This window comes from Aureibaculum algae (assembly GCF_006065315.1).
GTDB lineage: Bacteria > Bacteroidota > Bacteroidia > Flavobacteriales > Flavobacteriaceae > Aureibaculum > Aureibaculum algae.
Window position 1 is genome coordinate 2,286,401 of record NZ_CP040749.1, and the last position, 26,248, is coordinate 2,312,648.

The window sequence follows — 26,248 nt, forward strand, 5'->3', positions numbered from 1 at the left end:
AATATAAGAATAAAAATGAAAAATAGTTGGATTGCAGTAATTGCATTGGTATTGGTAGGTTGTAGTACGGAATATTACGAAGGGTATGTATATTTTAAAGACAAGCCTGTAAAAGACGTTTTTGTAAAAGAAAAAGACGGAAATATGTTCTCTGTACAAACCGATGACAAAGGGTATTTTAAACTAGAAAAAACAATTGATGCCAAAGCGTTGATTTTTATGAAAAGTGAATTTGAAAATGATACCGTTATTTTAAAAGGACTAGACCCAATAGCAACACCTTTTTTAAGAGCTCAATCAGATACCTTACAGTTAGAAAAAGCAGGTCTTCTTTTTGATACTGAAGGGGCTTATGAAGTAATAAACTAAATAAAAAATGGCGTTCTTGTAAAGTTTGTTACTAAATTAGGTGCCTTTAACTTTGTAAACTAGCTTACTTAACATACATATTTAAAAACAAATATTGGAACTACAACAAATAACTCCTGAAAGGAAAAAAGGAACTGAAAATTTTAAGTTTGATAATGAAACACTGAACTTTAAACTAAATGATTTTTGGATTTGGAATCAGTCAAATCTAATTGAGAATAGAACTCGTGGAATATTAGCCGAATTTATTGTAAAAAAAGCTCTCGATATAAAAGAAGGAGTTCGAATTGAATGGGACTGTTATGATTTAATAACAGAAAATGGAATTAAAATCGAAATAAAATCAGCAGCATATATTCAAAGTTGGAAACAGAAAAAGTATTCAACTATCCAATTTGGAATTGCTCAATCAGTTGGAGACCCGCTTCATGTTGAATATGATGGAAATATAAAAAGATGGAGTGATTTTTATATATTTTGTGTTCTAAACAATAAAGATCAAGAGACATTAAATCCAATTGATTTAAATCAATGGTCTTTTTATGTATTAAAAACAGAAGTATTAAATGATAAGATTCCTACTCAGAAAACAATCGGTCTAAACTCCCTGTTGAGATTAAACCCAATTAAATGTAATTTTAATGAGTTGAAAAGTGTAATTAAATAAAAAATACAGTATTCAAGATTTCATAAAATTTATACTTACTTTTAAACTAAATAACGAACCAACAGGTATTCAATAAACGATTTACTGGCTACGAAACTTCCAGTTTTCGAGTCGTACAAATCTTATATAAACCGTTATTTATAATAATACACAATGCTGATAAAAGAATTGCAACTCTACAGCTCTAACCTTAAAGCCCAAGCGGACTTTTACATAAAAGTATTGGGTGTAACCTGTATTGCCCGTAATGACCAATATGTTTCTTTACAAATGGGGAATTCTATTTTGACGATAGTGTATAAGCCTGAGGCAAAACCCTATCATTTTGCCATTACGATACCTGCCCATAAAGAAGTAGAAGCATTGGCATGGCTTAAGGCTCGTGTAGTTATAGAGCAGGAGGGAAGTAATGAAATTATTGACTTTACCGCATGGAATGCGAAGGCCATGTACTTTTATGACCCAGACAAAAATATTGTAGAGCTCATTGCACGGAACAATTTAAAGAATACTGTACCAGAACCGTTTGACACGTCTCAATTTCTTGAGATTTCAGAAATAGGTGTACCCACAGTAACAATTGAAAAGGTATATACGCAATTAAACGCAGTAACGGGTATACAAATTTATGATGGTAGCTTTGATCGTTTTTGTGCCATAGGTGATGAACGTGGACTTTTTATATGCATTAACCCCAAGGTAAAAGATTGGTTTCCTACCAATGACAAGGCCTTTGCTTCTGCCTTTGAAATTATGGTTGTAGAACACCAAAAGACTTACCGAATGCAGTATGAGGATGAAGCATTCAAGCTGTTGGGTTGAAATAGTTTTAATATTCTTTAAAAAGGGCTGGATAACTCATGGAGCCCAGTTGAACGGTTCCTTTCCATGAATGATCAGGTTGTTTTTCTAAGGACATGTTGTACAACATTTTTACTTTTTTATCGGCAAGGGAATCCCATGCATAAATATCTGAAGTAATGGTAGTATTGGTTATAATAGATTCTGTAAATTGTTCTGAATTGTTTTTACCCTCATACCATTTATAAATAACGGGGTCCGATTTTTTAGTACGTTGCAGCACTAGTATTTTAAATTTTAATTGGCGTTCGTATTTGGTTCCTTCTTGGGTAATGGCTCTATCTCTAAATAATTTATTGAATATGCCAGGTCTCCGTATAATGGTATCTGATTCATTTAAAAGCAAGTTCTTGCCATACGCTGTCAATTTTTCACGTATAGATGAATACGGAAAATCAGCAGATAGATTTTCTACTCCATTTACCTTAACTCGCATGTCTTCTTGTAACAATTCAATGCGAATAGAAATGTTTGAAGTAGGGTTTATTTTATCGAGAGCCACTAGCGAATCTAATAGTTGGGTTAATTTTTCTTCATAGCCTCTATCCCTTTGATTCATATAAATATCTTCATACTCAAAGAAATCTCCGGTACGTTTATCAAAGAATTCTATGTCTTTGTAGGGCTTACCCTTTTGGGAACCAAACAGTTCCACAAAAATAATATTGGAGTTGTAATCAAATTGTTTCCAATTATTAAATTCGAGTTTAGATGGTAAGGCTAAGGTTTTTGTAAAAGGCGTCTTTTCAAACTGCCCAGGTAAATGCAATAAATGTTTAAGGTGTAAAAAAGAATTTACTTTTTCTTCAACCAAGGTATCTTTTTTATGGGTAAGCACAGGGAATTTATAGTGGGTTGTCGATTCTAAATTAGAAAATTCTTGGGCAAAAGAACCATTACAAATTAGTACTGCAATTAGGAAACGAAATGTATTCATAAGCGTAAATAAAGGGTTGCTGTTTTATAAGCCGTAAAATTACAGAATTTTAAAAAGGGGACACCCCCTGTTTACGGTTAAAATTTGATGAGGTATAGTTGGGGTAGGTTTATGTACTTAAAAAAAAAGGGGGTTTTTCCCCTTTTTTATTCTTTTAAAACATCTTAACTTTATAAATTGTGAATAAACAATTTTTAATGCCGAATAATTTTATACAATAGGATTCTTTATTAATTTGTTACATTTGAGTATTGTCGCTAAAGAAGACCCAATACACCCTAATATTTTTCTTTATTTGTTTAGCGTAAACGTAATACCATGACCGATTTACCCGCAATATGTTTATCAAGTTGTTGCCAATTAAAGAAACCACCTAAGAAAATAAAATATGGATAATTTAAAAGATAATGGAAAAGAACATATTGTTGATAAAATAATTGATGGCACTTTAACAGGAGTGAATTATCATAACAAATTATTTGTTCGAGTTGGTTCAAAGGACGATACTTTTAAGAAAGTTAATTTTAGCCATACTTATTTTGACCATTGTTATTTCAGGAATTGCGTGTTTGACTCTTGTAACTTTAATGGATGCAAGTTTATAAATTCTAATTTTGCAAGCTCAAAATTTATGGGTTGTAAATTTGATTATGCGACATTTCAAAACACGATAGTTGATGAAGAAATCTTAGAAACTGGATTTCCAGGTTATGACAATCTTAAATTAAAATTTGCTAGGTCACTAAGAACAAATTTTCAAGGACTAGGAGATGCTGAGTCAGCAAACAAAGCCATTGAAATTGAACTCGAAGCTAGAGAATCGCATCTAAAAAAAGCATGGAAAAGTAACGAATCTTATTACAGGAAAAAGTACAAAGGAAAAGAAAGATTTTTTGCATACTTAAAATGGCTTAGATTCAAAATTCAAGCATTTATATGGGGAAATGGAGAAAGTACGATGAAACTTATTCGTTCGGGAGTAATTTTGTGGCTTTTGATGACAGTTTATGACGTATTCAAATTTGGAAACCTTAATGAGCTAACTAGCTATTGGGATTCATTTGTGAAAATGCCACAAATGTTTTTGAGCATAGAAAAACCGACTGGTTATCCTAATATATATTTAAGTTTTATTTATATAATTAGATTAATTGCGTTTGGTCTATTTATGTCTATTCTATTAAAGAGATATAATAAAAGATAGGCAAATGTATATTTATGTTTTTGGTTCCATATGTAGAGGTGAAATAGACAAACGATCTGATATTGACTTATTGGCAATTGTTGAGAAAGATGAAAGTAGAACTATATTTGATAAAAATAAGTTCTCTATTTACACTAGTAAACGATTAATAGATTTATGGGATGAAGGAAACCCTTTCGCTTGGCATTTGTTTCTTGAATCTAAGTTAATTTATAGTGATAATAATTGTGATTTAATCCAAGACTTGGGTAAGCCAAAAACTTATGCAAACTTGGAGAATGACCTAAATAAATTCTCAAATTTATTTAACGATTCAATAAAGTCGATAAATGAATCTGAAAATTCAAGAATATTTGATTTATCGATGATTTTTTTAGCCATAAGAAATTTCGCAACGTGTTATTCTTTAGGCTCTTTGAATGAATATAATTTTTCAAGGCATTCGGCTTTAAGATTAACTAAAAATAGATTGGAAATTTCACCTAAATGTTATGAGGTTTTAGAAAGAGCTCGAATTTTATCAACAAGAGGTATTGGAGAATTAATAACAAAAAAAGAAACCCAAATAGTTTTGTCAGAATTGGACATTATAAAAAAGTGGTTTCATCAAATTTCATTTAGATTATGCATGAATTCAACAACCGAATAGAACTCCAAAGGGAAGTTTTACAAATTATTAATCAAAAAAAATTCGATTTCGAATTGACTGGACTATCTGACGGTGCTATAAAAAGATGGTTGTCCGATAATAAGTTTAATAACGATTCAGAATCGATCAAAATTATTTTCAAAATAGCTTCAAAATTATTCTTTCTAGCCAATAAAAGTCAAGAACAGATTACCAATGCATATAGGAAATTGAGCATTGAAGTAACCGAATTGATAGATGCTTTAAGAATAAAAATTAATAATTTGAATTAAAAAAAACTGCTTAAAACAAGGTTAATCGTTGCGATTAACAAATAATACAAACTTAGTGATATTATCCTTTAGCAAGTAGACTAGAAAACTTAATTAGCTATAACTACCAATGCATAAGTTTTCAACATTAAAGTGATCTAACACTTTCAAGAAATGTTTTGCGAATTCACACTAGTGTATTTACATAATTTTACTTTCTAATTATTCTAATACCTACGAAAAGATTACTACATTTATAGTTCGTTAAACAAAATATTAGCTAACAAAGAACTTAAGTGAAAAACAATTTTCACCTTTAGCAGAACTGAGTCAAAAGTCTAAATAGACCTTTAACGGCAAGTAACTATATTTCTAATTTGGTAATCTATATTATAGAATTAATGGTACTTATGCCAATATGCTGTAAATAAACCGAAAACTAAAAAAAAATAATAATTAAATGACAAAATTAACTTCAATCGATTTCTATAATACTTGGAAAGAAAAAGTTACGAATAGAAAAGAAGAAATGCTAAAAGTTTGGAGAAAAAATAAAGAATTGACTTTGTTTATAAAAGGCTCTGAAAATTCAATTATTGACGAAATTGCAAATCATTTTGGACTTTTATCTTATGAACAAGATTATTACTCAATTGATGCGATTTTATATGAAAAAGACAATTTAACACCAAAAATAAAAGCAAACACCTTTTGGTTTAGAGATATTAAAGTTGCATTTGAACATGAGAATAATTTTAAAAGTGGACTTTATCAAGAAATTTCTCATTTACTTATTACCAACTGTGAATTGAAAGTGTTGGTTGCTTATCCAGATTATGAACCTGACAATGAACTTGAATATTTACATGAAATAATTAAGGGAACAAGACATTCAAAAGAGCTTTCCGAAAAAGAAAATTTCCTTATAATATTTGGTTACGAAACCGGATTTGAATGGGAAGGATATATTTATAAAGAGAATAATTGGAAAAAAATAATTGAATAAAAATATTCGCACAAAAAAAAACTTTAACTTAATAGAAGTTCAAAATTAAAAGTCAATTATTTTAACCCAATCCTCTTTAAACCCTATTGTACAAGAACATCTAACTCAGAAAATTCTTGGGCAAAAGAACCATTACACATAAGTACTGCAATTAGGAAACGAAATGTATTCATAAGCGTAAATAAAGGGTTGCTGTTTTATAAGCCGTAAAATTACAGAATTTTAAAAAGGGCACACCCCTTGTTTATGGTTAAAATTAGTTGAGTTTTAGTTGAGGTCGTTTTATGTACTTAAAAAAGGGGTTTTTCCCCTTTTTTTATTAATATAATAGAACTTATCTTTATAAATTGTGAATACCTCAAAAAGTTTGCTACTTTTAAGGATGCTTATTGTTTAATTGAATAATTTATAAGCCCAAAAATATTATATAACTCAATTATTTATTAAATTAATTTGTTACATTTGGGTATTGTCGCTAAAGTAAACCCAATAAACCCTAATCCTATCTTTGTGTGTTTAGCGAAAACGTAAATTTATTAAAGATATATTCGTAAAGTGTTTATATTATTGTTTTAGCCAATTTAAGAAATGAAAGAATTTACTGAAAATTTAGAATATTACATTGAACAATATGAATTGGAAAAACAAATATTCCAAATGGGTAAAGAAATTAAAAACCGAGGTTGGTTAGAAAAATCAGAATTTTTAACAATATGCCTTTGGAAATCAAGAAGGCCAAAACGTTTATATGATTTGAACTCAAATGATGAAATTATGTCAAACTCAAAACTATCATTTGCTGAAAAAGATGAACTCAAAAAAATTAAAATTTTAACTAAATTAAAAGGTGTTCAAATACCAACTGCATCTGCGATTTTGTCTGTTTTTAATCCAGGTATTTATCCAATTATTGATGAACGTTGCATTCAATCATTAAAATATTTAAAAATAATAAATTGGAAAACTATTAATGCAAAAAATTGGATTGGATATTTAAAAATAATAAGAGACTGGTCTAAGAAAAATAATAAAACTGCAAGAGAAATAGAAAAAGGACTTTATGCATACAATCGAATTAATTTGGACAAAGAATACACGAACTTATATAAATAAATAATGGGAAAAAGAATTTTAGCATATTCAAAAAAAATGAAAGGTGACCTTGATGATGACTATATACTTTATGAGGATGGAGAAATCCTTCATGAATACGATAAACATCCATATCCTGGAGGTTATAATTTAAAAGACACACTTACTGTTGATAAATTAAATATTGTAATTAAGGAACGGCTGTTAAAAGCTACAAAAGAAGAGAATAAAGAATTAGTTAAACAAATTTTAGGAATAGTATCTGAATAAAAACAAGATAAAATAAAGTATTTGATTTATTACTAGTTTTAGCGTAATTACGAACCTTGGAATATCTTGGCACACGAATATTCTTTTAGGTTTTTATTGAATTGGTTATAAATCTAAAATAATCTTTATATATAATACTTAAAAATTTATGAATCATAAGGAGAAATGGAGCTTATTACTTGGAGAAAAAAGGTTTCGTGAGAAGTCTTCAACAATTAAAAGCGATGGTCGTAACACATTCGAAAACGATTATGGTCGATTAATTTCAAGTGCACCAATAAGAAGATTACAAGATAAAACACAAGTATTCCCTTTGGAAGAAAGTGATTATATTAGAACTAGATTAACACATTCTTTGGAAGTTTCATATTTAGCTAGTTCAATAGGTCAAAGTATAGAAAATTTATTATTAAAAAAGAAAGAACTTGAACCTGAACTAAAAGGAAATTTGAGCTCTCTTTTACGTGTAGCTGGTTTGGTACATGATTTAGGAAATCCACCTTTTGGTCATTTTGGAGAAGAAGCAATTAAAAAATTCTTTAAAAGATATTTCAAAAATAATAAAAGTACAACTCTTTCAGACCATGAAAAAGCAGATTTTGAAAACTTTGATGGTAATGTACAAACATTTCGAATTCTTTCTAAACTCTATTATTTCGGAGATGAATATGGATATAATTTAAATTATTCAAGTTTAGCAACTATAATAAAATATCCTTCTAATTCAATAGATGGAAACAATCAATTTTTATCTAAAGATGAATATAATAAATTAGATTTAAAAGAGAAAAAGAAGCATACTTTTGAAATTTCAAAGAAAAAATTCGGATTTTTTCAATCGGAAATAGAAACTTATAAAGAAATTGATAAACACTTGAAGCTAGGGCACAGAAGACATCCTGTTGTTTATTTATTAGAATCTGCTGATGATATTGCTTATAGTGCCGCTGATATTGAAGACGGAATTAAACTAGGAAAAGTTGATTTAAATGATATTGAGAGGATTTTTAGTAAACATTTAAAGGAAAATAAAGAAATAGTTCTAAAAAAATTAAAAGATTTAAGAGAAGAATACGAAAATGAAAAAAATGTTGATGCATCATTAATCGTTCAGAAATTTAGAATTTTTACTCAACAAATAATGATAGGTAGTATTGTTGAGTCATTTGAGAATCATTATGATAATATTATGCAAGGTAAACTTGAAAATGAAATAATTGACATCTCTGCTGCAAAAGATATTCGTAAAGCTTATAAAAAATTGCAATATATTGTATTTGATGACAAATCAATTCTAAAAAAGGAAATAGCTGGATGGGAAGCTATCTATGGTTTATTAGATATATTGGTTGAAGCCTCAAGAAGTAAATCGTTTATTGAAACTGGAAATAATTTAGAATCACGATTGTATAAAATTATTTCTACAAGTCACAGAAAAGTATTTGAGGATATTGAAAGATACTCAAATGATGAATACAAAACCTTACAATTAATTGTAGATTTCATTAGTGGAATGACAGATAGATATGCTATTAGATTATTTCAAGAACTTAAAGGAATTAAAATTTAAATTTTTGGACTACAAGCAAATTAAATCTCAATTTAAATTACATTTTAATTCTGAATTAAATAATAATCCAGAACTAAAATTTCTTCTGTACGAAATATTTGTATATGGAAGTGCTTACATTATAGGTGGTTATTTTAGAGATTTTTTAATTTCAAAAAAATCAAGGGATTTGGATATTATTATAGATTTAGAAAACACAAAATTAATTGAAATTATTGGTCAATCTAATTGCCAATATTCGATAAATAGACATAAAGGTATAAAACTACAATTTAACAATTTAGTTGTTGATATGTGGAGTATAGAGAATAATTGGGCTTTTAAAAATGAATTGGTAAAACTTAATGAAAAAGACAAACTAAATAGTATTGCAAAAGGTTGTTTCTACAACTATGATTCATTAGTTATTAATCTACATACCTATAATTTAAATATTCAGAATTATAATGCATATATAGATAATAAAAAATTAGACATTTTATTAAAATCGCCTATTTATAAAAACCTAAATCCAACAACTGAAGCTAATATTTTAAGGGCATTTTATCTAAAAAAGAAAGAGCAAATACAATTCTCCACAAACACAAAGAAATATCTAATTGACAAAATCGGTCAATTAAAAGACAATGGGTTTGATCCAATTGAGATTTTAGAAGAAACAAAATCAAAGTATCCGAAATATCAAAATCAACTGAATAAGAATGAAATCAGTAAAATGATAAGTGAATTATATTCAGCTAACGAATTTGACAACCAATTTTATTTAAATTTCTAAAAACTATGTACAATAATGGCAATTATTAATTACTTGTTATTTGATGTTTTAGAAGATACTCACAGATTTTATTCTCGGTTTGTATTTGCCCAATTAGTTATTTAAACCATGAAACTAATCTTATTTAAGTACATCAATAACAAGATGAACAAAAATAATACAAAAAACTTATATTTATGAAACTAGAAAAAATTTTAGATAAACTTGGTTCTATAGAAAAGAACTCATTTATAAAAATAATTGATAATATAATATCTAAAAATCCTAAAAATGGGAAAGAAATCGAAAAGATCTTAAGTTCGTCAGATAAGGGTTTGAAATCAGTAGACAATCAAAATATATCTAATATTTTTGCTTTAACAGCGGACGAATTTCAAGAACATATTAAGTGTGAGTTTCAAGAAATAACTTCACAATTGGATATTTTAATTGATATTATTATACGTGACGGGAATTGTATAATGAAACAAGATTGGTTTTCGAGATTATATGATAACGAAATTAAGAATTTAAAGACAAGAATTAAAGGATTAAATGTTGATTTTGTAAATGATAAATCGGAATTAAGTGCAACACGTAAACGTGATTATAAAATTTACAAAGCCTGTTTGCATACAGCTTACCAAAATGACGTAGCAAATAACCGTGACGCAAAAATCACTTCTAACGAATTATCTATAATATTAACGCTTTCAAAACAATTAGGTCTTTCACAAGAAGAGGTTAAGTTAATAAACTACTCAATATTACCAATCAAAAAAATTGATATTCAAGACTTAATTAAAGGTTTGAAAAACATTGGAGTAATATTTTATTCTAACAAAGAGAATACAATTTATGTTGCAGACGAAATGGTTAGAATGTTACGTAAAGTTAGAGAAAAAGAAGTTGCTGAAAAATTCTACAGGAGAACACTAAAACTGTTAAGAGAACCTATTATCAATCACATTGCAAAAGAGCACAATATTGATAGGAAATTACCATACGCTCAAAAAATTGAAGAAATTATAAAGGAAGGTGTTTCTTTTACAAGCCTTCTTTTAGAAGATATTTACAAACAAGGCAGTACTTTAACAGAAAAGAAAAAAACATTAAATGAACTTTGTGAAAAAGGTTTAAATATTTCAAATTTAAAAGGGAGTACTTTAGATGACAAAATTAGTAGTCTTATTAAGTATTTTGAGAATGTTGAGCGTGATGAAAAAGTAGGTATTTCAATAGATGGCTTTGATAAACTACTCGTTGAATTAAATCAATCTCTTCCAAAACTAAACAAGCAAATAAAAGACCAATTTGAATTGCAAGATGAATTTGTGTTAAAAGCAGACTTTTTACTTGATTACAATATAAAACCAAGAGATATTTTGGATTTAATTGTAAAATCAGATTTATCTAAATTTATAAAGGATAATGGAATTAAGCAACGTGGAGATGATATTCTAAACATTCTTGAGCATTATAAAGATGTTGAGAATTTGTATTTAGAGAATTATGAAAATGTTGCTTATAGAAATTTGAACTTATTAAAAGAAAACGGAATAACCGTTAAAGAAAGTGAGCTCGGAATAAAATTCGAGGATTTAACTAAAGTTATTTTTAAAGGTCTAGGCTTTAATGTGGATGATACGTTTAAAAGTAGTCTTAATACTAAAAAGGATATGATAGATATTCTTTTAAATTTGGAAAATAATGAGGTGATAATTGTAGAATGTAAAACAAGTAAAGAAAGAGGGTATAATAAATTTAGTACAGTTTCTAGACAATTAAAATCATATCAGAAATTAGCCCTATTAAATAACTTGAGAATTGTTAAAATATTACTTGTTGCACCAGAGTTTAGTGATGATTTTGTTACAGACTGCGAAATGGACACAGAAATGAATTTATCACTTATAACGGCATCAACGCTATCAAATATTTTAGAGGCTTTTCAAATATCAAAATACACAGAATTTCCTCACGTATTATTCAGAGATATATTAATAAATGAGGAACGAATAATAAAAGCGTTAAGTAAATAAAAAGCAAATTGAAATATAATGGTTATACATAATAAAACCTTGTTAAACACAGAATTAACCAAAAAATAATTTTTGTAAATTTTGCAATTATAATAGAAAACTATCATTTTAAAATTTACTCCTTAACATTCTTTATTCGCAACAAAAAGATTATTACTTTTATGGCTGTAATCTATTGAATTAAATAAGAAAAACACTTTTCAAAGTCTACAAAAAAGCAAATTGATTATGAGCGAAATAAAAGAAATAATTACAGAATTAATCAAATTCCGTGATAAAAGAGATTGGGAACAGTTTCATAACCCAAAAGATCTTGCCGTTGCTCTTAACATTGAAGCTGGTGAATTATTAGAAAATTTTCTATGGAAATCTCATGAGGAAGCAAATAAAGATAAGGTCAAAGAAGAATTGGCAGATGTTTTTGCTTATGCCTTTCTATTAGCCGAAAAATACAACTTTGACGTTAAGGAAATAGTTTTAGAAAAGATTAAAAAAAATGGAGAAAAGTATCCCATAGATAAAGCAAAGGGAACTGCGAAGAAGTATAACGAATTATGAATGTTGTAAATAAGGATTTTCAAATTAATCAGTATCAATTTGACAATGATTTATTGGATGAATTGGACGAATTTCATTTTGCAAAAGAACTTTGGCCAATTGTATATCTTATTACCGATGATAAGCTAAAGGAGGCCTACGTAGGTGAAACTGCTGATACATATACAAGGATGAAAAGTCACTTAAAAAATGGTGACAAAAATCGACTAACAGTATTACATTTGATTGGTAGTCATATTTTTAATAAATCAGCAACTTTAGATATAGAATCTAATTTAATTAAATATTTAGACGGCGATGGTCAATTTAAATTGCAAAATGGCAATTTAGGATTGGCAAATCATCAGTATTATCAAAAGAAACAAGTCTATTGGGAATTGTTCAAATCTCTTTGGGATCAACTTAGGTCAAAAGGTCTTTCTAGACACTCGTTAGAGTTTATTAATAACTCTGATTTATTTAAATACTCACCTTATAAATCTTTAACAAATGACCAAAAGGATGGGTTAATGATTATTATAAACAACCTACTGAATGACAAAGCAAAACATGTAATTATTGAAGGTGGTGCAGGTACTGGTAAGACCATTTTAGCTATTTTTCTTTTTAAATTGTTAATGACGGATAGTAAAGATTTTAATTTCGCTGAGTTTGGTGATGAAGAGTCTGAATTTATTGAAAAAATACTTCAATTAAAGAATAAATTTTGGCAACCAAAAATAGCATTGGTTGTGCCCATGTCTTCTTTCAGAAAAACACTTAAAAAAGTGTTTAAAAATATAAAAGGATTATCTGGTAGTATGGTCATAGGTCCAGCAGAAGTTACAAGAAACGACTACGATATTTTAATTGTTGATGAGTCTCATAGACTGAGAAGACGTGTAAATCTCGGAGCTTATTTTGGTGCATTTGATAAGGCGTGTGAAAAATTAAATTTAGATAAATCTACTTGTACTGAAGTTGATTTTATATTGAGTCAATCTAAAAAAAATGTGTTTTTTTATGATGAAAATCAGTCTATTAAGCCTTCAGATGTTGAAAAATCAGTTTTCGATAAATTAAAATTAGATCCAAATACTCATATTGATTATTTAAAATCTCAATTCAGAGTTCGAGGAGGTAACGCTTATGTGAAGTTCGTAAATAATCTATTGAAATGTAACATTGCAGACATTGAAGGTGTTTATAATTCTAAAAATTACGAATTAGTATTATTTCGTTCTTTGTCTGAAATGATTGAGGAAATTAAGAAAAAAAATAATGAAATAGGCTTATCAAGACTTATTGCAGGTTATTCATGGCCTTGGATTTCTAAAAAAGACAAAGGTTTATTCGACATTAAAATTGATAATGTAGAATTACAATGGAATGGAGAAAATATTGATTGGATAAATTCACCAAATTCAATTAATGAAGTAGGTTGTATACATACTACACAAGGTTATGATTTGAATTATTCTGGAATTATTTTTGGAAATGAAATAACCTATAATAATGAGACTAATAGAATTGAGATAATAGAAGAAAATTACTTTGATAAATATGGTAAACAATCGGTTAAAACCAAAGATGAATTATTAAATTTCATTGAGAATATTTATAAAACAATCTTGCTAAGAGCAATCAGAGGTACTTATATTTTTGTTTGTGATGATAATTTACGAAATTACTTTTCTAAATATATTAAGACTAAAGGTTTTGTTGATGAGACAGAAGAAGTAAAGCTATTTATTGAGAAACCTGAACTTAAACCATTCATAAATGCAATCCCTCTATATGATTTAAAAGCTGCGGCTGGAGCATTCAGTGAAAATCAAAATGTTGAAGATTTAAAATGGATTAAACCTCCGAAAGATTTAAGAATTTCTGATGATTATTTTGCTTGTGAAATTGTAGGAGAATCAATGAATAAAATTATTCCAAATGGTTCTATTTGCGGTTTTAAAAAATATAAAGCAGGAACAAGAAATGGAAAAATTGTATTGGTTCAATCAACCAGTATTCAAGATTCAGATTTTGGTTCAGGATATACTGTTAAAGAATATTTAAGTGTTAAGAAAGAAGGTGTTGAAAATTTGTTCCATGAATCTATTATTTTAAGACCACGTTCTTATGATTCAAATTATGACGATATAATACTTTATGAAGATGAATTGCAAGATTTTAAAGTAATAGGGATATTTGATAGAGTTCTTTACACTAATGAATCTTAATAAAATAAAAGGAGTTTCTTTTAACAAAACCAATCCTAACCTACAACATCCAAACAATTTTAGCCAAAGGGTTAAGAATTCCAACTAAAAATTCTTAAATTAGGCTTCATTAAAATAATTACTATATTTCAATATGAAGTTTATAAAAAAAATAGGCATTGGTTATGTGCTAATGTTAGTACTCTGCGTGGTTATTATAATTGTAGCAGAATACACATTTCTTAATGGAGATGAGATGCATGGTATTTTTATAGGGCTTTGGGCACCTATGTTAATTGGCCTTATGATATTTTTTAAATTGGTAGACCATGGAAGCAAATGAATTGATCTTCTACTTTTCCATTTTTGTGGGTGTCTGTGTAGCCCTATGGATAGGCCTTATCATATGGTCGTATCATAATATGAAAGAATAAATGGGAAAAACAGGGAAAGAAAAAAACCACGCTAAACATCGTGGCAGGCACCAAGAATAAAGCCAAACATAGTAAACACCTGGCTTAAAAAGAACAAAATTAAAGCGGATAAGCAACAGCATAAAGCACGTTTAAAAGAAATTGTGCAGAAAGCCAAAGAGAGTGGTTTGTAGCAGTATTCAGTTTTCAGTACCCGTCTGCAGTCAACAGTTTTTTGATATTTTCTCTAACCTCTAACCTCTAACCTCTAACCTCTAACCTCTAACTTCCAACCTCTAACTTCCAACTTCTAACTTCTCACTTCCAACTTTATTTATCTCCTAAAATAGCTTCTCCCTTTACCAACCATGAGAGTCCGAAACTAAAAACCGCTAGGGTTTCCATCCAAAAGGTAAGCCGAAGTTTAGTATAAACAGTTTCGTCAATAACGTTTAAAAGTCCCAACAACATTACCAACAACCCGATACACATAAAGGCACCACAAATTTTGTAAATGGTATTTCTGGTCAGCTTTTGTGGCGTTCTTTCGTTTTTTGGCACATTAGATTTTGTAAATTGAAAGAAACTCATATAGGTTAAACACCCTAAGAAAATAGCCGCACTGATATAATGAAAAGCGATGCGTACGGTATTATCCGTAGGTATGGTTATGATATAGGCGTTGCTTAAAGAAGTATTGGCGGCATCAATGTTTGAGGTAGGAAAGAGGATCACCATCAACGCAAAAAAGCCAGCAATAAAAGAAATGTAGAAGTCCACCGGGTCTTTTCCCTTATAAATCATTAAAAAAATGGCCATTAGGCTTATAATAATGGTAAAAACACTCTGAGACTGGGTATAATAGTAATGGCTAATAGATTCTAACGGCGGTACGTGACCTGAATATAGATATAAAAACAGCGGTAACAACAAGGGAAGTAAGATACCTAAGAGTCCAATTAATTTCCGGAGGGTATAGGTATTATCTAACCATGGTCTATTGGTATTAAAGTCTAAACCCAGAAATTTTTTAACATCTGCTTGCATCAAATTACTTTTAGAAGTGGTTAACAGCATCAAAAGTTAAGCAAAAATTGTGGTGGCATAAAATGAAGAACTAAAAAAGGGGAAAAACCCCTGACCCCTCCGTCCGCAGTAGAAAGTGCTAAATGATAAAATTACGTTTCATTCAGATGAGCTAAACCACTTTGCGTATCCCACGCTGCATCTGGCCCGTAACTTTCGTTACGTCCTTCTTTAAAAAGGGGAGGAGCTTACTTGTTACTTGCAATAGGCTTTATGTTCTTAGTCGAAAAGCTTGAAAAGGTGATTTTATCAAAACGATGCACTTTCGTTTCATTCAGATGAGCTAAACTACTATGCGTATCCCACGCTGTATCTGGCCCGTAACTTTCGTTACGTCCTCCTTTAAAAAAAAGGGGGAAATCCCCTGACTCCTCCGTCCGCAGTAGAAGTTGCTAAATAATAAAATTACGTTTCATTCAGATGAGCTAAACTACTATGCGTATCCCACGCTGCATCTGGCCCGTAACTTTCGTTACGTCCTCCTTAATAATGGGGGAATCCCCTGACCCCTCCGTCCGCAGTAGAAGGTGCTAAATGATAAAATTACGTTTCATTCAGATGAGCTAAACTACTATGCGTATCCCACGCTGCATCTGGCCCGTAACTTTCGTTACGTCCTCCTTTAAAAAGGGGAGGAGCTTAATTGTTACGTCTCTTCGAGTGATTCACGATGCACGTGTCCCTCCCGAATCCCGAGACTTCGGGACTCGATACTTCGGCTGATGCCTCAACTCGAACTGACGCATGTCACGTCACTTCGAGTGATTTAGGACGTACGAGTACTTGGTGTAGTGAATCTAAAACAAAGGGATAATAAAGAATATGATGCTGTTTATAGTGTTGGCGTAAAATTGCCAAATGCAAAAATAACAAACCAGTATAGTGCATTAAAATGCACTATATGTAGTTTTTATTGTTTGTTAAGTAAAAAATAATATAAATAGTGTAATAAATAGCACTTATAGTGTGTTTATTATTAAAAAAGTATATATTTACATAAAAAGAGCTATATAATGCACTCACAACAGTTAATAGAAATTATAAAAGCACGTAGAGATATGCTAAATGTAACCCAAGAGATGCTTGCAGATCTTTCTGGTGTTGGTTTACGTACCCTCAAACAATTTGAAAGCGGTAAAGGCAACCCAACTTTTGAAACCTTACAAAAGCTTGGTAACGCATTGGGTATGGAACTCACCTTTACAGTTAAAGATGTAACTAAAAAATAATGAGACAAGCAGAGGTGTTATACAAAAAAGAAGCTGCAGGGTTGTTAATGCAATTAGATGATGGTAGTTTTGTGTTTACCTATTACGACTATTGGTTTAATAATGCAGATAAACCCGCTATTAGTTTGACCTTACCCAAAACGCAACAAGAATTTACCTCAAAATATCTGTTTTCAACTTTTTATAATATGTTGCCAGAAGGGTCTAACAAACAAACGGTTTGTTTTGAGAATCGAATAGATAAAAAAGACCATTTTGGCATCTTACTTACTACTGCAAAATACGATACTATTGGAGCAATAACCATTAAAAGAATAACGAACTAATGGCTTTACCAAAAATAAAATATTGTCCAGGTACGCTTGCAGCAAATTATACTAGCTATAGTAACACTATATTAAAACGTTTGTTTCAAGGAAGAAAAGTTAGTCCAATATTACCTTACGATTCGCCAACAAACAATGAACAAACAGATATGTTGTTCACAGCAAACAGAAAACGCATGTCTATTTCTGGTGTTCAAGAAAAATTCTCGGTCTTACTAGAAAAAAATAAATTGCGTTTAATAGATGAAGGAGAACAAGGACAATACATTTTAAAACCAATTCCTAACGTTGGTAAAAACGCCAGCCAAATGCCAGCAAACGAGCATGTAACTATGCAAATTGCACGTCAGGTATTTCAAATGGAAACCGCAGAAAATGCACTCATTTTTTTTAAAAATGGTGCTGCTGCATATATTACAAAACGTTTTGATGTTAAAGATGATGGCAATAAATGGGCTCAAGAAGATTTTGCTTCTTTAGCTGGCAGAACACCACAAACACATGGCGAAGATTTTAAATATTCTGGTAACTACGTTGAACTTTTTCAAATATTAAAAAAGTATACACCTGCTTATACTATAGAATCTATCAAATTATTTAAGCTGATACTCTTTAACTATTTATTCTCGAATGGAGATGCACATTTTAAAAACTTTTCATTAATTGAAACACCTATGGGTGATTTCAGATTAAGTCCTGCTTATGATTTGTTAAATAGTAGATTACACATAGAAGATAAAGAATTTGCGTTAGATGATGGCTTATTGCCGCCTAATATAGCACAGGGAAAAATTACAGAGCAGTTTTTTATCTTAGGAGAAAAAGCTGGTATTTTAAAACAACAAGTAAACAAAGTGTTTTCCGATGTATTGTCTAAACAAAATGAAGTGCATACATTAATTGAAGCCTCTTTTTTAAATGAAAAAGCAAAACGAAATTACACACAAGCCTATCAGACAAGATTAAAAAAACTAACCCGTTAATAAACTACAATTAGTAAGAATATAGTTTAATACCAAATAGAAAATGCTACTCAAAAAACATACTATTTGATACCATTTGTGTTACTCATTTTTTATCCCCCAAAATAGCTTCGCCTTTTATCAACCACGAGAGTCCAACACTAAAAACAACTAGGGTTTCTTTTCAAAGTATAAGACGAAGTTTAGTATAAACGGTTTCGTCTAGTGCACCTTCGGTTTTCATGCAAATGCCATTAAAAGTTGGTTAATGGAATTAACAATTAAGTCAACATAGGGAAGGCAAAAAATGAACTTCAATAGAAGGGGGGGAATCCCCTGACCCCTCCGTCCGCAGTAGAAAGTGCTAAATGATAAAATTACGTTTCATTCAGATGAGCTAAACTACTATGCGTATCCCACGCTGCATCTGGCCCGTAACTTTCGTTACGTCCTCCTTAATAATGGTAGAAATTTGCATGTCACGTCACTTCGAGTGATTCACGAGGTACGTGTCCCTCCCAAATCCCGAGACTTCGGTAGGGATTCGGGAGAGTAAGAAAAGAGGTTGACCCCTCCGTCCGTCTTGGTACGTACTACATGATAAAATTACGTTTCATTCAGATGAGCTAAACTACTATCCGTATCCCACACTGCATCTGGCCCGTAACTTTCGTTACGTCCTCCTTAATAATGGGGGGAATTTGCATGTCACGTCACTTCGAGTGAATCACGAGTTACGTGGCCCTCCCAAATCTCGAGACTTCGGTAGGGATTCGGGAGAGTAAGAAAAGAGGTTGACCCCTCCGTCCGTAGTAGAAAGTGCTAAATGATAAAATTACGTTTCATTCAGATGAGCTAAACTACTATGCGTATCCCACGCTGCATCTGGCCCGTAACTTTCGTTACGTCCTTCTTTAAAAAAAGGGGAAATCCGCTGACCCCTCCGTCCGCAATAGAAAGTGCTAAATGATAAAATTACGTTTGGACACCTCCCCTTTAAAAAAAAGGGGAGGAGCTTACTTCTTACTTGCGAATAGTTTTTTGTTAATACTTAAAAGTAAACGTTTACGTCTGTAAGGATCAAATTTCAACTATCGCCTCAACTTGAACTGACGCATGTCACGTCTCCCGAGACTTCGGGAAAATTACTTATTGTAAAAAATAGTAATAAAGCACATTACTACGTTTCTTATTGTAAAAAATAGCAATATTTTACAATAGCTAGATGATTATTGTAAATTTTAAATCAGGTACATATATAAATCAAGGCCATTATAAAAGTTTTCAGCCCGCAACTATCAATAAAAAATGGATGTTAGATGATATGGAATTGATACAATTGCTTTCTAAAGCTGATAGACAATTAGGTCGTTTAGATATGTATAGCGAGCACATACCAGATATTGATTTGTTTATTAGCATGCATGTACTTAAAGAAGCTACACAAAGTAGTAAAATAGAAGGTACGAAAACCAATATGGAAGATGCCTTGTTGGATAAAGAAAACGTTAGTAATGAAAAAAAAGATGATTGGGAAGAAGTGCAGAATTACATACAAGCCATGCACCAAGCTATAGAAATGTTAACAAAGCTTCCTTTTTCGTCTCGCTTAATAAAAGAAACACACAAAACTTTGTTGCAAGGAGTTAGAGGTGAGCATAAGTTACCAGGCATTTTTCGTACCAGTCAAAACTGGATAGGCGGTGCATCTATAAACGATGCTACTTTTATTCCACCAGTACATAACACCATTAATGAATTAATGAGCGATTTAGAAAATTTTGCACATAATACTGATGCCTATTTTCCTGACCTCTTAAAAATTGCCATTATACACTATCAATTTGAAACCATTCACCCGTTTTTAGATGGTAATGGACGTGTTGGACGTTTGCTGATTACCTTGTATTTAGTGGATAAAGATATTCTTAAAAAACCAATTTTATATTTGTCAGAATTTTTTGAACGTAATAAAAAATTGTATTACGATAATTTAATGACAGCAAGAGCGGACAATAACATAACACAATGGTTAAAGTTCTTTTTAGTAGGTGTTATAGAAACGGCTCAAAAAGGCGTAAAAACATTCGATGCTATTTTAAAATTGAAGCAAAATACCGAGCTAAACATTCAGACAATAGGCATCAGAGGTAATAATGCTCAAAAAATAGTGCAATATCTTTTTAAACGGCCTATGTTAGATGTTGATAATGTTATAGAAATAACGGGTGTGTCTAAAAAAACAGCATATAATTTAATAGCAGATCTAGAAGAATTAGAAATTTTAAAAGAAATAACAGGAGGTAAAAGAGATAAATTATATGTGTTTGACAGTTACCTGAATTTATTTAAATAATAGGCATATTAATACCACAAGATAAATACTTTATAAATTTCGTTACCATATTATAACCTCATTAGTAATTCGCAGATTTCTTTAAGAGTTCTAGTAAAAAGAATTCAGGTTTATCATCGGTAGTAATCTGAAAAATTTGTTTTTGGAGGCTGGCAATTTCCATGTCGTATTTAAAGTATTCGGGCGTGCCTTTATACTTCTTTTTGAGGAGTTCCATACCGTGAATTTTGTTTTCTATACACACCAGATTAAAATACTGTTTATAGCAATCATTGTTTAAATGGGGTTGTCCGTGTTCCTTAAAATGTTGTCCGAAGTAATTGGTATATCTCATACTCAAAATTACACAATAGGGCAGTAGGTCATTGTTTCATTTTGTAACAAAAAGGAAAATAATTTTTATGTCCTTTCAGAATACAAATAGCCTGAATATAAAGGCATAGCAACGCCTACCATTCTAATGACCAAAATTGTTAGCTTTGCAAAAATTAGCGACTAAAGACACTTAACAGAAAAATAAAATAATGCAAAAAGAAACCATAAAAGTAGACATTGTATCAGACGTAGCCTGTCCATGGTGTTATATAGGAAAACGCAGAATAGAAGCTGCCATAAAACAATGGAAAGGTGCACCAATTGAAGTTACTTGGCATCCTTTTCAGTTAGATCCAAGCATACCCGAAGCCGGTTTAGACAGAGAAACCTATTTGACAAATAAATTTGGCAACACAGACATGACAGCGTCCATGACCCGAATTACTGAAGCCGGAGCATCAGAAGGTATTACTTTTAATTTTGGAGACCAATGGTTAGCGGTAAACACCTTGGCATTACATCAATTAATGCAAGTAGCAGGGGAAGAAGGATTTAAAGATGTCTTAAAAGAACGCTTTTTAAAAGCCTATTTTGATGAAAACCTACATCTAAATGACATTGAAGTCCTTATTAAAGTAATGGAAGAATTCAATTGGGATGCCGAAAAAACAAAACGCATCATAGCTGATGATGCTATTGCTTATGCCGTAAAACAAGAAATAGCTCACTACCAACAACGTGGCGTTTCTGGCGTTCCTTATTTTATTATCAATGATAAGTTTGGTATCAGCGGTGCACAACCTACAAGTGTGTTTTTAGAGGCATTTGCTCAAATAGCTCCTATAGAAATTATTGGTGGTGAAGGCGAGAGCTGCGATCCTGTTACTGGAGTGTGTTAATAAAAGGGTAGGGATGGAACATAAAAATGAGAACGTCACTGCGAGGTACAAAGCAGTCTCATGAAGTGTAATACTAAACAATAAACAGATTGCTTCGTCGCATAAAAATGCTCCTCGCAATGACGTAATATTATGAAAGCAGGACATGTTTACATCCTAACCAATAAAAACAACACAACACTTTATGTTGGTGTAATTGCGTACTTAAAAAAACGTATTACACAGCATAAAGAAAAAATAAGCAAAAAATCGTTTACAGCGAGGTATAATTTAGACAAACTAGTGTATTACGAAGCTCATCAAATGATTGGAGACGCTATAGCAAGGGAGAAACAATTAAAAGGAGGAACCAGAGCACAAAAAATAAAATTAATTGAAAGTATAAATCCTAAATGGAAGGATTTGTTTGATGACGTTAGTCAATAAACAGATTGCTTCGTCGCACAAAACAACTGGAATCAAGCTCCTTTTCCTTCGGAAAGGGCTGGGGATAGTACTTTTAGCGTCTTCTACCGCCCGAATAGGTCATGGCTTCTCCTTTTCCGAATCCGTAACTAACTCCTAAGGTAAAAAAGCGACCACGTTTGCCATAATTATAAGCTTCAAAAGTATCTTGATACACATAGCTTTCTTGAATTCGCGATTCAAACAGGTCTCTAACACCTAAATTAACCATTACTTTTCCTTTGATAATCTTCTTTCTAATTCCTAAATCTAAAAAGGCAAATCCCGTTACGTCTCCTTGAACGGTTTCGTAACCCGATTGGTAAGATCCTGTTAACTCCAAATCAATATCAGCTGGCAATCCAATTTTAGAACCTAATTTTGACGACCATTGACTACCTGAAAAATCAAAAGACTTGGTTTCGAAAGTCCCGACACGGTTAAAGTAATTGAAGTTAAAATCTCCCGTAAGGGTAAGCCATTTTGTAGGATTGTATTTTCCGTTGGTTTCAAATCCGACCGTGCCGTTAGTCCCAATATTTTCTGGTGTGGTGGTGGTCACATTGTCTAAGGAAGTAGAAACACGTTCTATAACTTCTGTGGTATATTTATAGTACACACTAGAGCTTAATGCCGCTTTACCAATTTTATAAATGCTCGTTAACTCATAAGAATCTGTAAATTCTGGTTGTAAATTAGGATTCCCCACACGGACATTAAAATTATTTCTCACATTAAAGAAAGGGTTTAAATCCCATAACCTCGGTCTAAAAATCCGTTTCGAATATCCTGCTTGTAATGAAAAATTTTCCCCCACTTTATAAGAGCTATGTACCGAAGGAAAGAAATTGGTATAGTCTTGTGTATTGTTTTCATTCGTATTGGTTAACAGGGTCACTAAATTGGTATTCTCTACTCGTAATCCCGCTTTTAATCCCCATTTGTCGCGTTCAAAAGCACCTGTAAAATAAACACCCAACACCTTTTGATCGTATTCAAAATTATTAGTTAACGCCTCATTTACGGTATACACATTACTGTTATCATCTTTGTCTCTCACTTCATAATCATTACCTACATCATTAATAAGATATTGAGCTCCTGCTTCTATGCTATATTCTTCAGTAATCGGATTGGTATAATCTAACTTAAACGTATAATCAGCCTGCTGAAAATTGGTTTCCGTTTGCTGATCGTCATTCACTTCAGTTCCAGAGAGCGTAGTGCTATTAAATTGTGACGATTGGTCTTTACCAAAGAAACTACCTAAGGCACTAAAGAGTAAGGTATGATCTTCGTTATTTTCAAATTGTTTTTTATAATTCAGTTCATATTGCCATTTCGGATTTGTAGCGTCTGTGACTTCATCTCTAATCCATTTAGAAATAAGGTTATCGCTGGCATCAAAGTGGCTAAACGTAGTGGCTGACGGTTGATCTTCAATTTCATAGGCAAAATTACCCGATAAGGTAAGTACATTCAGTTCATTAATATGGTAATCGGCTCCTAAGGTGAGATTGAAAAAGGTCTCATCGCGATAGTCTTTCCCTTTGCTATAAATAACTTCGTTATTGGTCAAGTCGGTGTTCATAGATTCACTATCGCGTGGTAATGATCTATAGCCAGCACCCAACTGAGCAAACAAATTAAATTTTTCTGTCCGCCGGTTTAGGCTCAATCCAATACTATGATTATCAGGAATACCAGTATTTGCAGAAATGGAACCATTCCACCCTTTTTTATCCTCTTTTTTTAAGATGATATTTAAAATTCCCGCCGTACCCGAAGCTTCATATTTTGCAGAAGGATTGGTAATTACCTCAATGCTTTCAATCATATCTGCGGTAATGGTTCCTAAGGCATTGCTAGAGGCATCTGCCAACACAGAAGGTTTTCCATTAATTAGAATTTGCACACCAGAACTACCCCGTAAGCTGATTTCTCCTTCAATATTTACATTTACAGAGGGTACATTATTCAACACTTCTAAGGCACTAACACCAGTGCTGCTGATATCTTTACCTACATTAAATACCCGTTTGTCCAATTTAAAAACCGTTTTTGAAACTTCTGCCCGTACCGTAACTTCATCAAGTGCTTGATTGTCTGGGGCAAGGGTAATGGTACCTAAAGTTACTTTGTTATTGGTAACAGAATAGGTCGTTATGGATTTTGTAGCAAAGCCCATAAAACTGATTTCTATATAAAAGTTGGGATTGTTTATCGTCGTACTAAAGCTACCATCATCATCAGAGGTAATTCCTTTTATAATTGCCTTGCTAGTTTTATCAAAGAAAACTACTGTAGCATAAGGAACAGCTTGTTTCGTTTCGGCTTCTATTAAAGTACCCGATACTTCAATAGTGTTTTGTGAGAAACTAAAATTACAGGCAATACTAAAAAGTAGAAAAGTAAAAGTATATTTTGAGAATAATGGCATTCGTTTTTTATTTGGGTTGTTGTTTGATTTTAGCAACTTAAAATTACCTTATACGTTGGATAAAAATAGCATCAAAAATAAGATTATATTTTAAGGTATTCTGTTGTTGTTTTGTTAAAGTGGTCTTTCTTTGAAAGAAGGGCTGTGACTCTGGTTCATATGGAGTAACGAAGGATAGCGTCTTCGGTGCACATGCAGTAACGAAGGACTTCGTCCCTCGTTAAGGATATATCATCCCTTCGAGATTCTGATAAAAGAGAACCCTGAAGGGGTGATTTAATTCTGTAAGTGATAACGATAATTACGAAATATAACTAAAACAAATCCCCCTTCCTTCGGAGGGGGCTAGGGGGAGGTCATTGTACAGCGGCCCTTCAGGCATTTCTAAAATATTGATGGAAGTACTCCATATGCTATACACTAAAACAAATTCCCCTTCCTTCGGAGGGGGCTAGGGGGAGGTCTTTGTACAGCGGTCCTTCGGGATTCTTATGGTGACGCTACTAGAGGAGTTGATTAATACAAAAGGATTAAGTATATTGACTAGCAAAGTATTATAAACTAAACACACGATAACTATGGGGCAATCACTAGTAAAAAACTACATACATATCGTTTTTAGTACTAAATATAGGGCTGCATTAATACATCCTCCTTATGAACAAGAATTACATAAATACCTAGGTGGAGTTTGTAATGATCTAGAATGTCCCGTATTAATTGTAGGTGGTTATACAGATCATATTCATATCTTATGTATGCTTTCTAAAAAAATAGCATTAATGACCTTGGTTCAAAAACTAAAAGCAAATTCCTCTAAATGGATGAAAACAAAGGATAAAAGTTTAGAAAATTTCTTTTGGCAAGATGGTTATGGTGCATTTTCGGTAAATCCTTATAAAATAGACGCAATTGTCAACTATATAAAAAATCAACATGCTCATCATAATAAAAACTCATTTCAAGATGAGTACAAATACTTTTTAGAAAAAAATGAGGTGGAGTATGATGACCGATTTATATGGGATTAGTGATATAATCACTTCATGACTAAGAAAGTCCTGAAGGGACGCATTAGAGTAAGGATGGAAGCATTCCATCCGCTACTATGGGTGCCTAACGCTACTGTGAGTTCCATCCAGTGCTACTAGTAATCAGTCTAGAGAACCCTGTAAGGGTGGTGTAACACATGGATGTGTCTGTGTAACGAAGGACTGCGTCCCACGTTAAGGATATATCATCCCTTCGGGATTCTGATATTCCTGAAGGGACGCATTAGAGTAAGGATGGAAGCATTCCATCCGCTACTATGGGTGCTTACCGCTACTGTGAGTTCCAGCCAGTGCTACTAAAAAT

26 protein-coding genes are annotated in these 26,248 nt (G+C 31.5%); 22 read left to right on the forward strand and 4 right to left on the reverse strand.

Annotation, left to right across the window (positions count from 1 at the left end):
* The first annotated feature begins 15 nt into the window (after window positions 1-15).
* The 3 genes from FF125_RS09485 (at window position 16) to FF125_RS09495 (ending at window position 1,858) form a co-directional block, all read left to right on the forward strand.
* Window positions 16-369, forward strand: coding sequence for a hypothetical protein (locus FF125_RS09485; protein WP_138949544.1), 354 nt, complete (start codon window positions 16-18; stop codon window positions 367-369).
* A 94-nt stretch (window positions 370-463) separates the two neighbouring features.
* Window positions 464-1,036 carry a hypothetical protein gene (locus FF125_RS09490; RefSeq protein ID WP_138949545.1) on the forward strand — a complete coding sequence of 191 codons (573 nt, stop codon included), beginning with the start codon at window positions 464-466 and terminating at the stop codon, window positions 1,034-1,036.
* A gap of 153 nt (window positions 1,037-1,189) precedes the next feature.
* A complete protein-coding gene (locus FF125_RS09495; RefSeq protein ID WP_138949546.1) occupies window positions 1,190-1,858 on the forward strand; it encodes a VOC family protein in 669 nt (222 codons plus the stop codon).
* A gap of 7 nt (window positions 1,859-1,865) precedes the next feature.
* Here FF125_RS09495 and FF125_RS09500 read toward each other — a convergent pair whose 3' ends face one another.
* Complete coding sequence (locus FF125_RS09500) at window positions 1,866-2,834, reverse strand: hypothetical protein (protein ID WP_138949547.1); 969 nt, start codon at window positions 2,832-2,834, stop codon at window positions 1,866-1,868.
* 388 nt (window positions 2,835-3,222) lie between these two features.
* Here FF125_RS09500 and FF125_RS09505 point away from each other — a divergent pair, with 388 nt between their 5' ends.
* From FF125_RS09505 to FF125_RS09560, 12 genes are all read left to right on the forward strand, one after another.
* A complete protein-coding gene (locus FF125_RS09505) occupies window positions 3,223-4,038 on the forward strand; it encodes a pentapeptide repeat-containing protein (protein WP_138949548.1) in 816 nt (271 codons plus the stop codon).
* Window positions 4,039-4,042: 4 nt separating this feature from the next.
* Window positions 4,043-4,687 carry a nucleotidyltransferase domain-containing protein gene (locus FF125_RS09510; protein WP_138949549.1) on the forward strand — a complete coding sequence of 215 codons (645 nt, stop codon included), beginning with the start codon at window positions 4,043-4,045 and terminating at the stop codon, window positions 4,685-4,687.
* Window positions 4,663-4,959, forward strand: coding sequence for a hypothetical protein (locus FF125_RS09515; protein WP_138949550.1), 297 nt, complete (start codon window positions 4,663-4,665; stop codon window positions 4,957-4,959). The genes FF125_RS09510 and FF125_RS09515 overlap by 25 nt, the downstream gene beginning before the upstream one ends.
* Window positions 4,960-5,398: 439 nt before the next feature.
* Window positions 5,399-5,944, forward strand: a complete 546-nt coding sequence (locus FF125_RS09520; protein ID WP_138949551.1) for a hypothetical protein — start codon at window positions 5,399-5,401, stop codon at window positions 5,942-5,944.
* A gap of 588 nt (window positions 5,945-6,532) precedes the next feature.
* Window positions 6,533-7,057 (forward strand): hypothetical protein, encoded by a 525-nt coding sequence (locus tag FF125_RS09525; protein WP_138949552.1) that lies wholly within the window; start codon window positions 6,533-6,535, stop codon window positions 7,055-7,057.
* A gap of 3 nt (window positions 7,058-7,060) precedes the next feature.
* Window positions 7,061-7,306, forward strand: a complete 246-nt coding sequence (locus tag FF125_RS09530) for a hypothetical protein (RefSeq protein WP_138949553.1) — start codon at window positions 7,061-7,063, stop codon at window positions 7,304-7,306.
* Between the two features lie 148 nt (window positions 7,307-7,454).
* A complete protein-coding gene (gene dgt / locus FF125_RS09535; RefSeq protein WP_138949554.1) occupies window positions 7,455-8,876 on the forward strand; it encodes a dGTP triphosphohydrolase in 1,422 nt (473 codons plus the stop codon).
* A gap of 4 nt (window positions 8,877-8,880) precedes the next feature.
* Window positions 8,881-9,651 carry a hypothetical protein gene (locus FF125_RS09540; RefSeq protein ID WP_175418901.1) on the forward strand — a complete coding sequence of 257 codons (771 nt, stop codon included), beginning with the start codon at window positions 8,881-8,883 and terminating at the stop codon, window positions 9,649-9,651.
* A 176-nt stretch (window positions 9,652-9,827) separates the two neighbouring features.
* Complete coding sequence (locus FF125_RS09545; protein WP_138949556.1) at window positions 9,828-11,672, forward strand: hypothetical protein; 1,845 nt, start codon at window positions 9,828-9,830, stop codon at window positions 11,670-11,672.
* Window positions 11,673-11,900: 228 nt separating this feature from the next.
* The gene (locus FF125_RS09550) at window positions 11,901-12,230 is read left to right on the forward strand and encodes a nucleotide pyrophosphohydrolase (RefSeq protein WP_138949557.1); all 330 of its coding nucleotides are present in this window, start codon (window positions 11,901-11,903) and stop codon (window positions 12,228-12,230) included.
* On the forward strand, window positions 12,227-14,443 hold the full coding sequence (locus FF125_RS09555; protein WP_138949558.1) for a DNA/RNA helicase domain-containing protein: 2,217 nt from the start codon (window positions 12,227-12,229) through the stop codon (window positions 14,441-14,443). The genes FF125_RS09550 and FF125_RS09555 overlap by 4 nt, the downstream gene beginning before the upstream one ends.
* Before the next feature lie 133 nt (window positions 14,444-14,576).
* On the forward strand, window positions 14,577-14,765 hold the full coding sequence (locus FF125_RS09560; protein ID WP_138949559.1) for a hypothetical protein: 189 nt from the start codon (window positions 14,577-14,579) through the stop codon (window positions 14,763-14,765).
* 400 nt (window positions 14,766-15,165) lie between these two features.
* On the opposite strand, the gene FF125_RS09565 is transcribed toward FF125_RS09560, so the two are convergent.
* Window positions 15,166-15,882 carry a hypothetical protein gene (locus tag FF125_RS09565; RefSeq protein WP_138949560.1) on the reverse strand — a complete coding sequence of 239 codons (717 nt, stop codon included), beginning with the start codon at window positions 15,880-15,882 and terminating at the stop codon, window positions 15,166-15,168.
* 1,052 nt (window positions 15,883-16,934) lie between these two features.
* Here FF125_RS09565 and FF125_RS09570 point away from each other — a divergent pair.
* The 4 genes from FF125_RS09570 (at window position 16,935) to FF125_RS09585 (ending at window position 20,794) form a co-directional block, all read left to right on the forward strand.
* Complete coding sequence (locus FF125_RS09570) at window positions 16,935-17,150, forward strand: helix-turn-helix domain-containing protein (RefSeq protein ID WP_138949561.1); 216 nt, start codon at window positions 16,935-16,937, stop codon at window positions 17,148-17,150.
* Window positions 17,150-17,476: a HipA N-terminal domain-containing protein gene (locus FF125_RS09575; protein WP_138949562.1), complete on the forward strand. Its 327-nt coding sequence runs from the start codon at window positions 17,150-17,152 to the stop codon at window positions 17,474-17,476. The genes FF125_RS09570 and FF125_RS09575 overlap by 1 nt, the downstream gene beginning before the upstream one ends.
* Complete coding sequence (locus FF125_RS09580; protein ID WP_138949563.1) at window positions 17,476-18,459, forward strand: type II toxin-antitoxin system HipA family toxin; 984 nt, start codon at window positions 17,476-17,478, stop codon at window positions 18,457-18,459. The genes FF125_RS09575 and FF125_RS09580 overlap by 1 nt, the downstream gene beginning before the upstream one ends.
* A 1,204-nt stretch (window positions 18,460-19,663) precedes the next feature.
* Entirely contained in the window at window positions 19,664-20,794 is a 1,131-nt protein-coding gene (locus FF125_RS09585) for a Fic family protein (RefSeq protein WP_250629724.1), read from the forward strand.
* 61 nt (window positions 20,795-20,855) lie between these two features.
* On the opposite strand, the gene FF125_RS21900 is transcribed toward FF125_RS09585, so the two are convergent.
* Window positions 20,856-21,011 (reverse strand): hypothetical protein, encoded by a 156-nt coding sequence (locus tag FF125_RS21900; RefSeq protein ID WP_175418902.1) that lies wholly within the window; start codon window positions 21,009-21,011, stop codon window positions 20,856-20,858.
* A gap of 307 nt (window positions 21,012-21,318) precedes the next feature.
* Between FF125_RS21900 and FF125_RS09590 the strand changes: the two genes are divergently transcribed.
* Together FF125_RS09590 and FF125_RS09595 are read left to right on the forward strand one after the other, a co-directional pair.
* Window positions 21,319-22,008, forward strand: a complete 690-nt coding sequence (locus FF125_RS09590) for a DsbA family oxidoreductase (protein ID WP_138949564.1) — start codon at window positions 21,319-21,321, stop codon at window positions 22,006-22,008.
* A 132-nt stretch (window positions 22,009-22,140) separates the two neighbouring features.
* Window positions 22,141-22,434 (forward strand): GIY-YIG nuclease family protein, encoded by a 294-nt coding sequence (locus tag FF125_RS09595; protein WP_138949565.1) that lies wholly within the window; start codon window positions 22,141-22,143, stop codon window positions 22,432-22,434.
* A gap of 73 nt (window positions 22,435-22,507) precedes the next feature.
* Here the strand turns inward: FF125_RS09595 and FF125_RS09600 are convergent, their stop codons facing one another.
* Entirely contained in the window at window positions 22,508-24,892 is a 2,385-nt protein-coding gene (locus tag FF125_RS09600; protein WP_138949566.1) for an outer membrane beta-barrel family protein, read from the reverse strand.
* A gap of 578 nt (window positions 24,893-25,470) precedes the next feature.
* Between FF125_RS09600 and tnpA the strand changes: the two genes are divergently transcribed.
* Complete coding sequence (gene tnpA, locus FF125_RS09605; RefSeq protein WP_138949567.1) at window positions 25,471-25,923, forward strand: IS200/IS605 family transposase; 453 nt, start codon at window positions 25,471-25,473, stop codon at window positions 25,921-25,923.
* The last annotated feature ends 325 nt before the right edge of the window (window positions 25,924-26,248 follow it).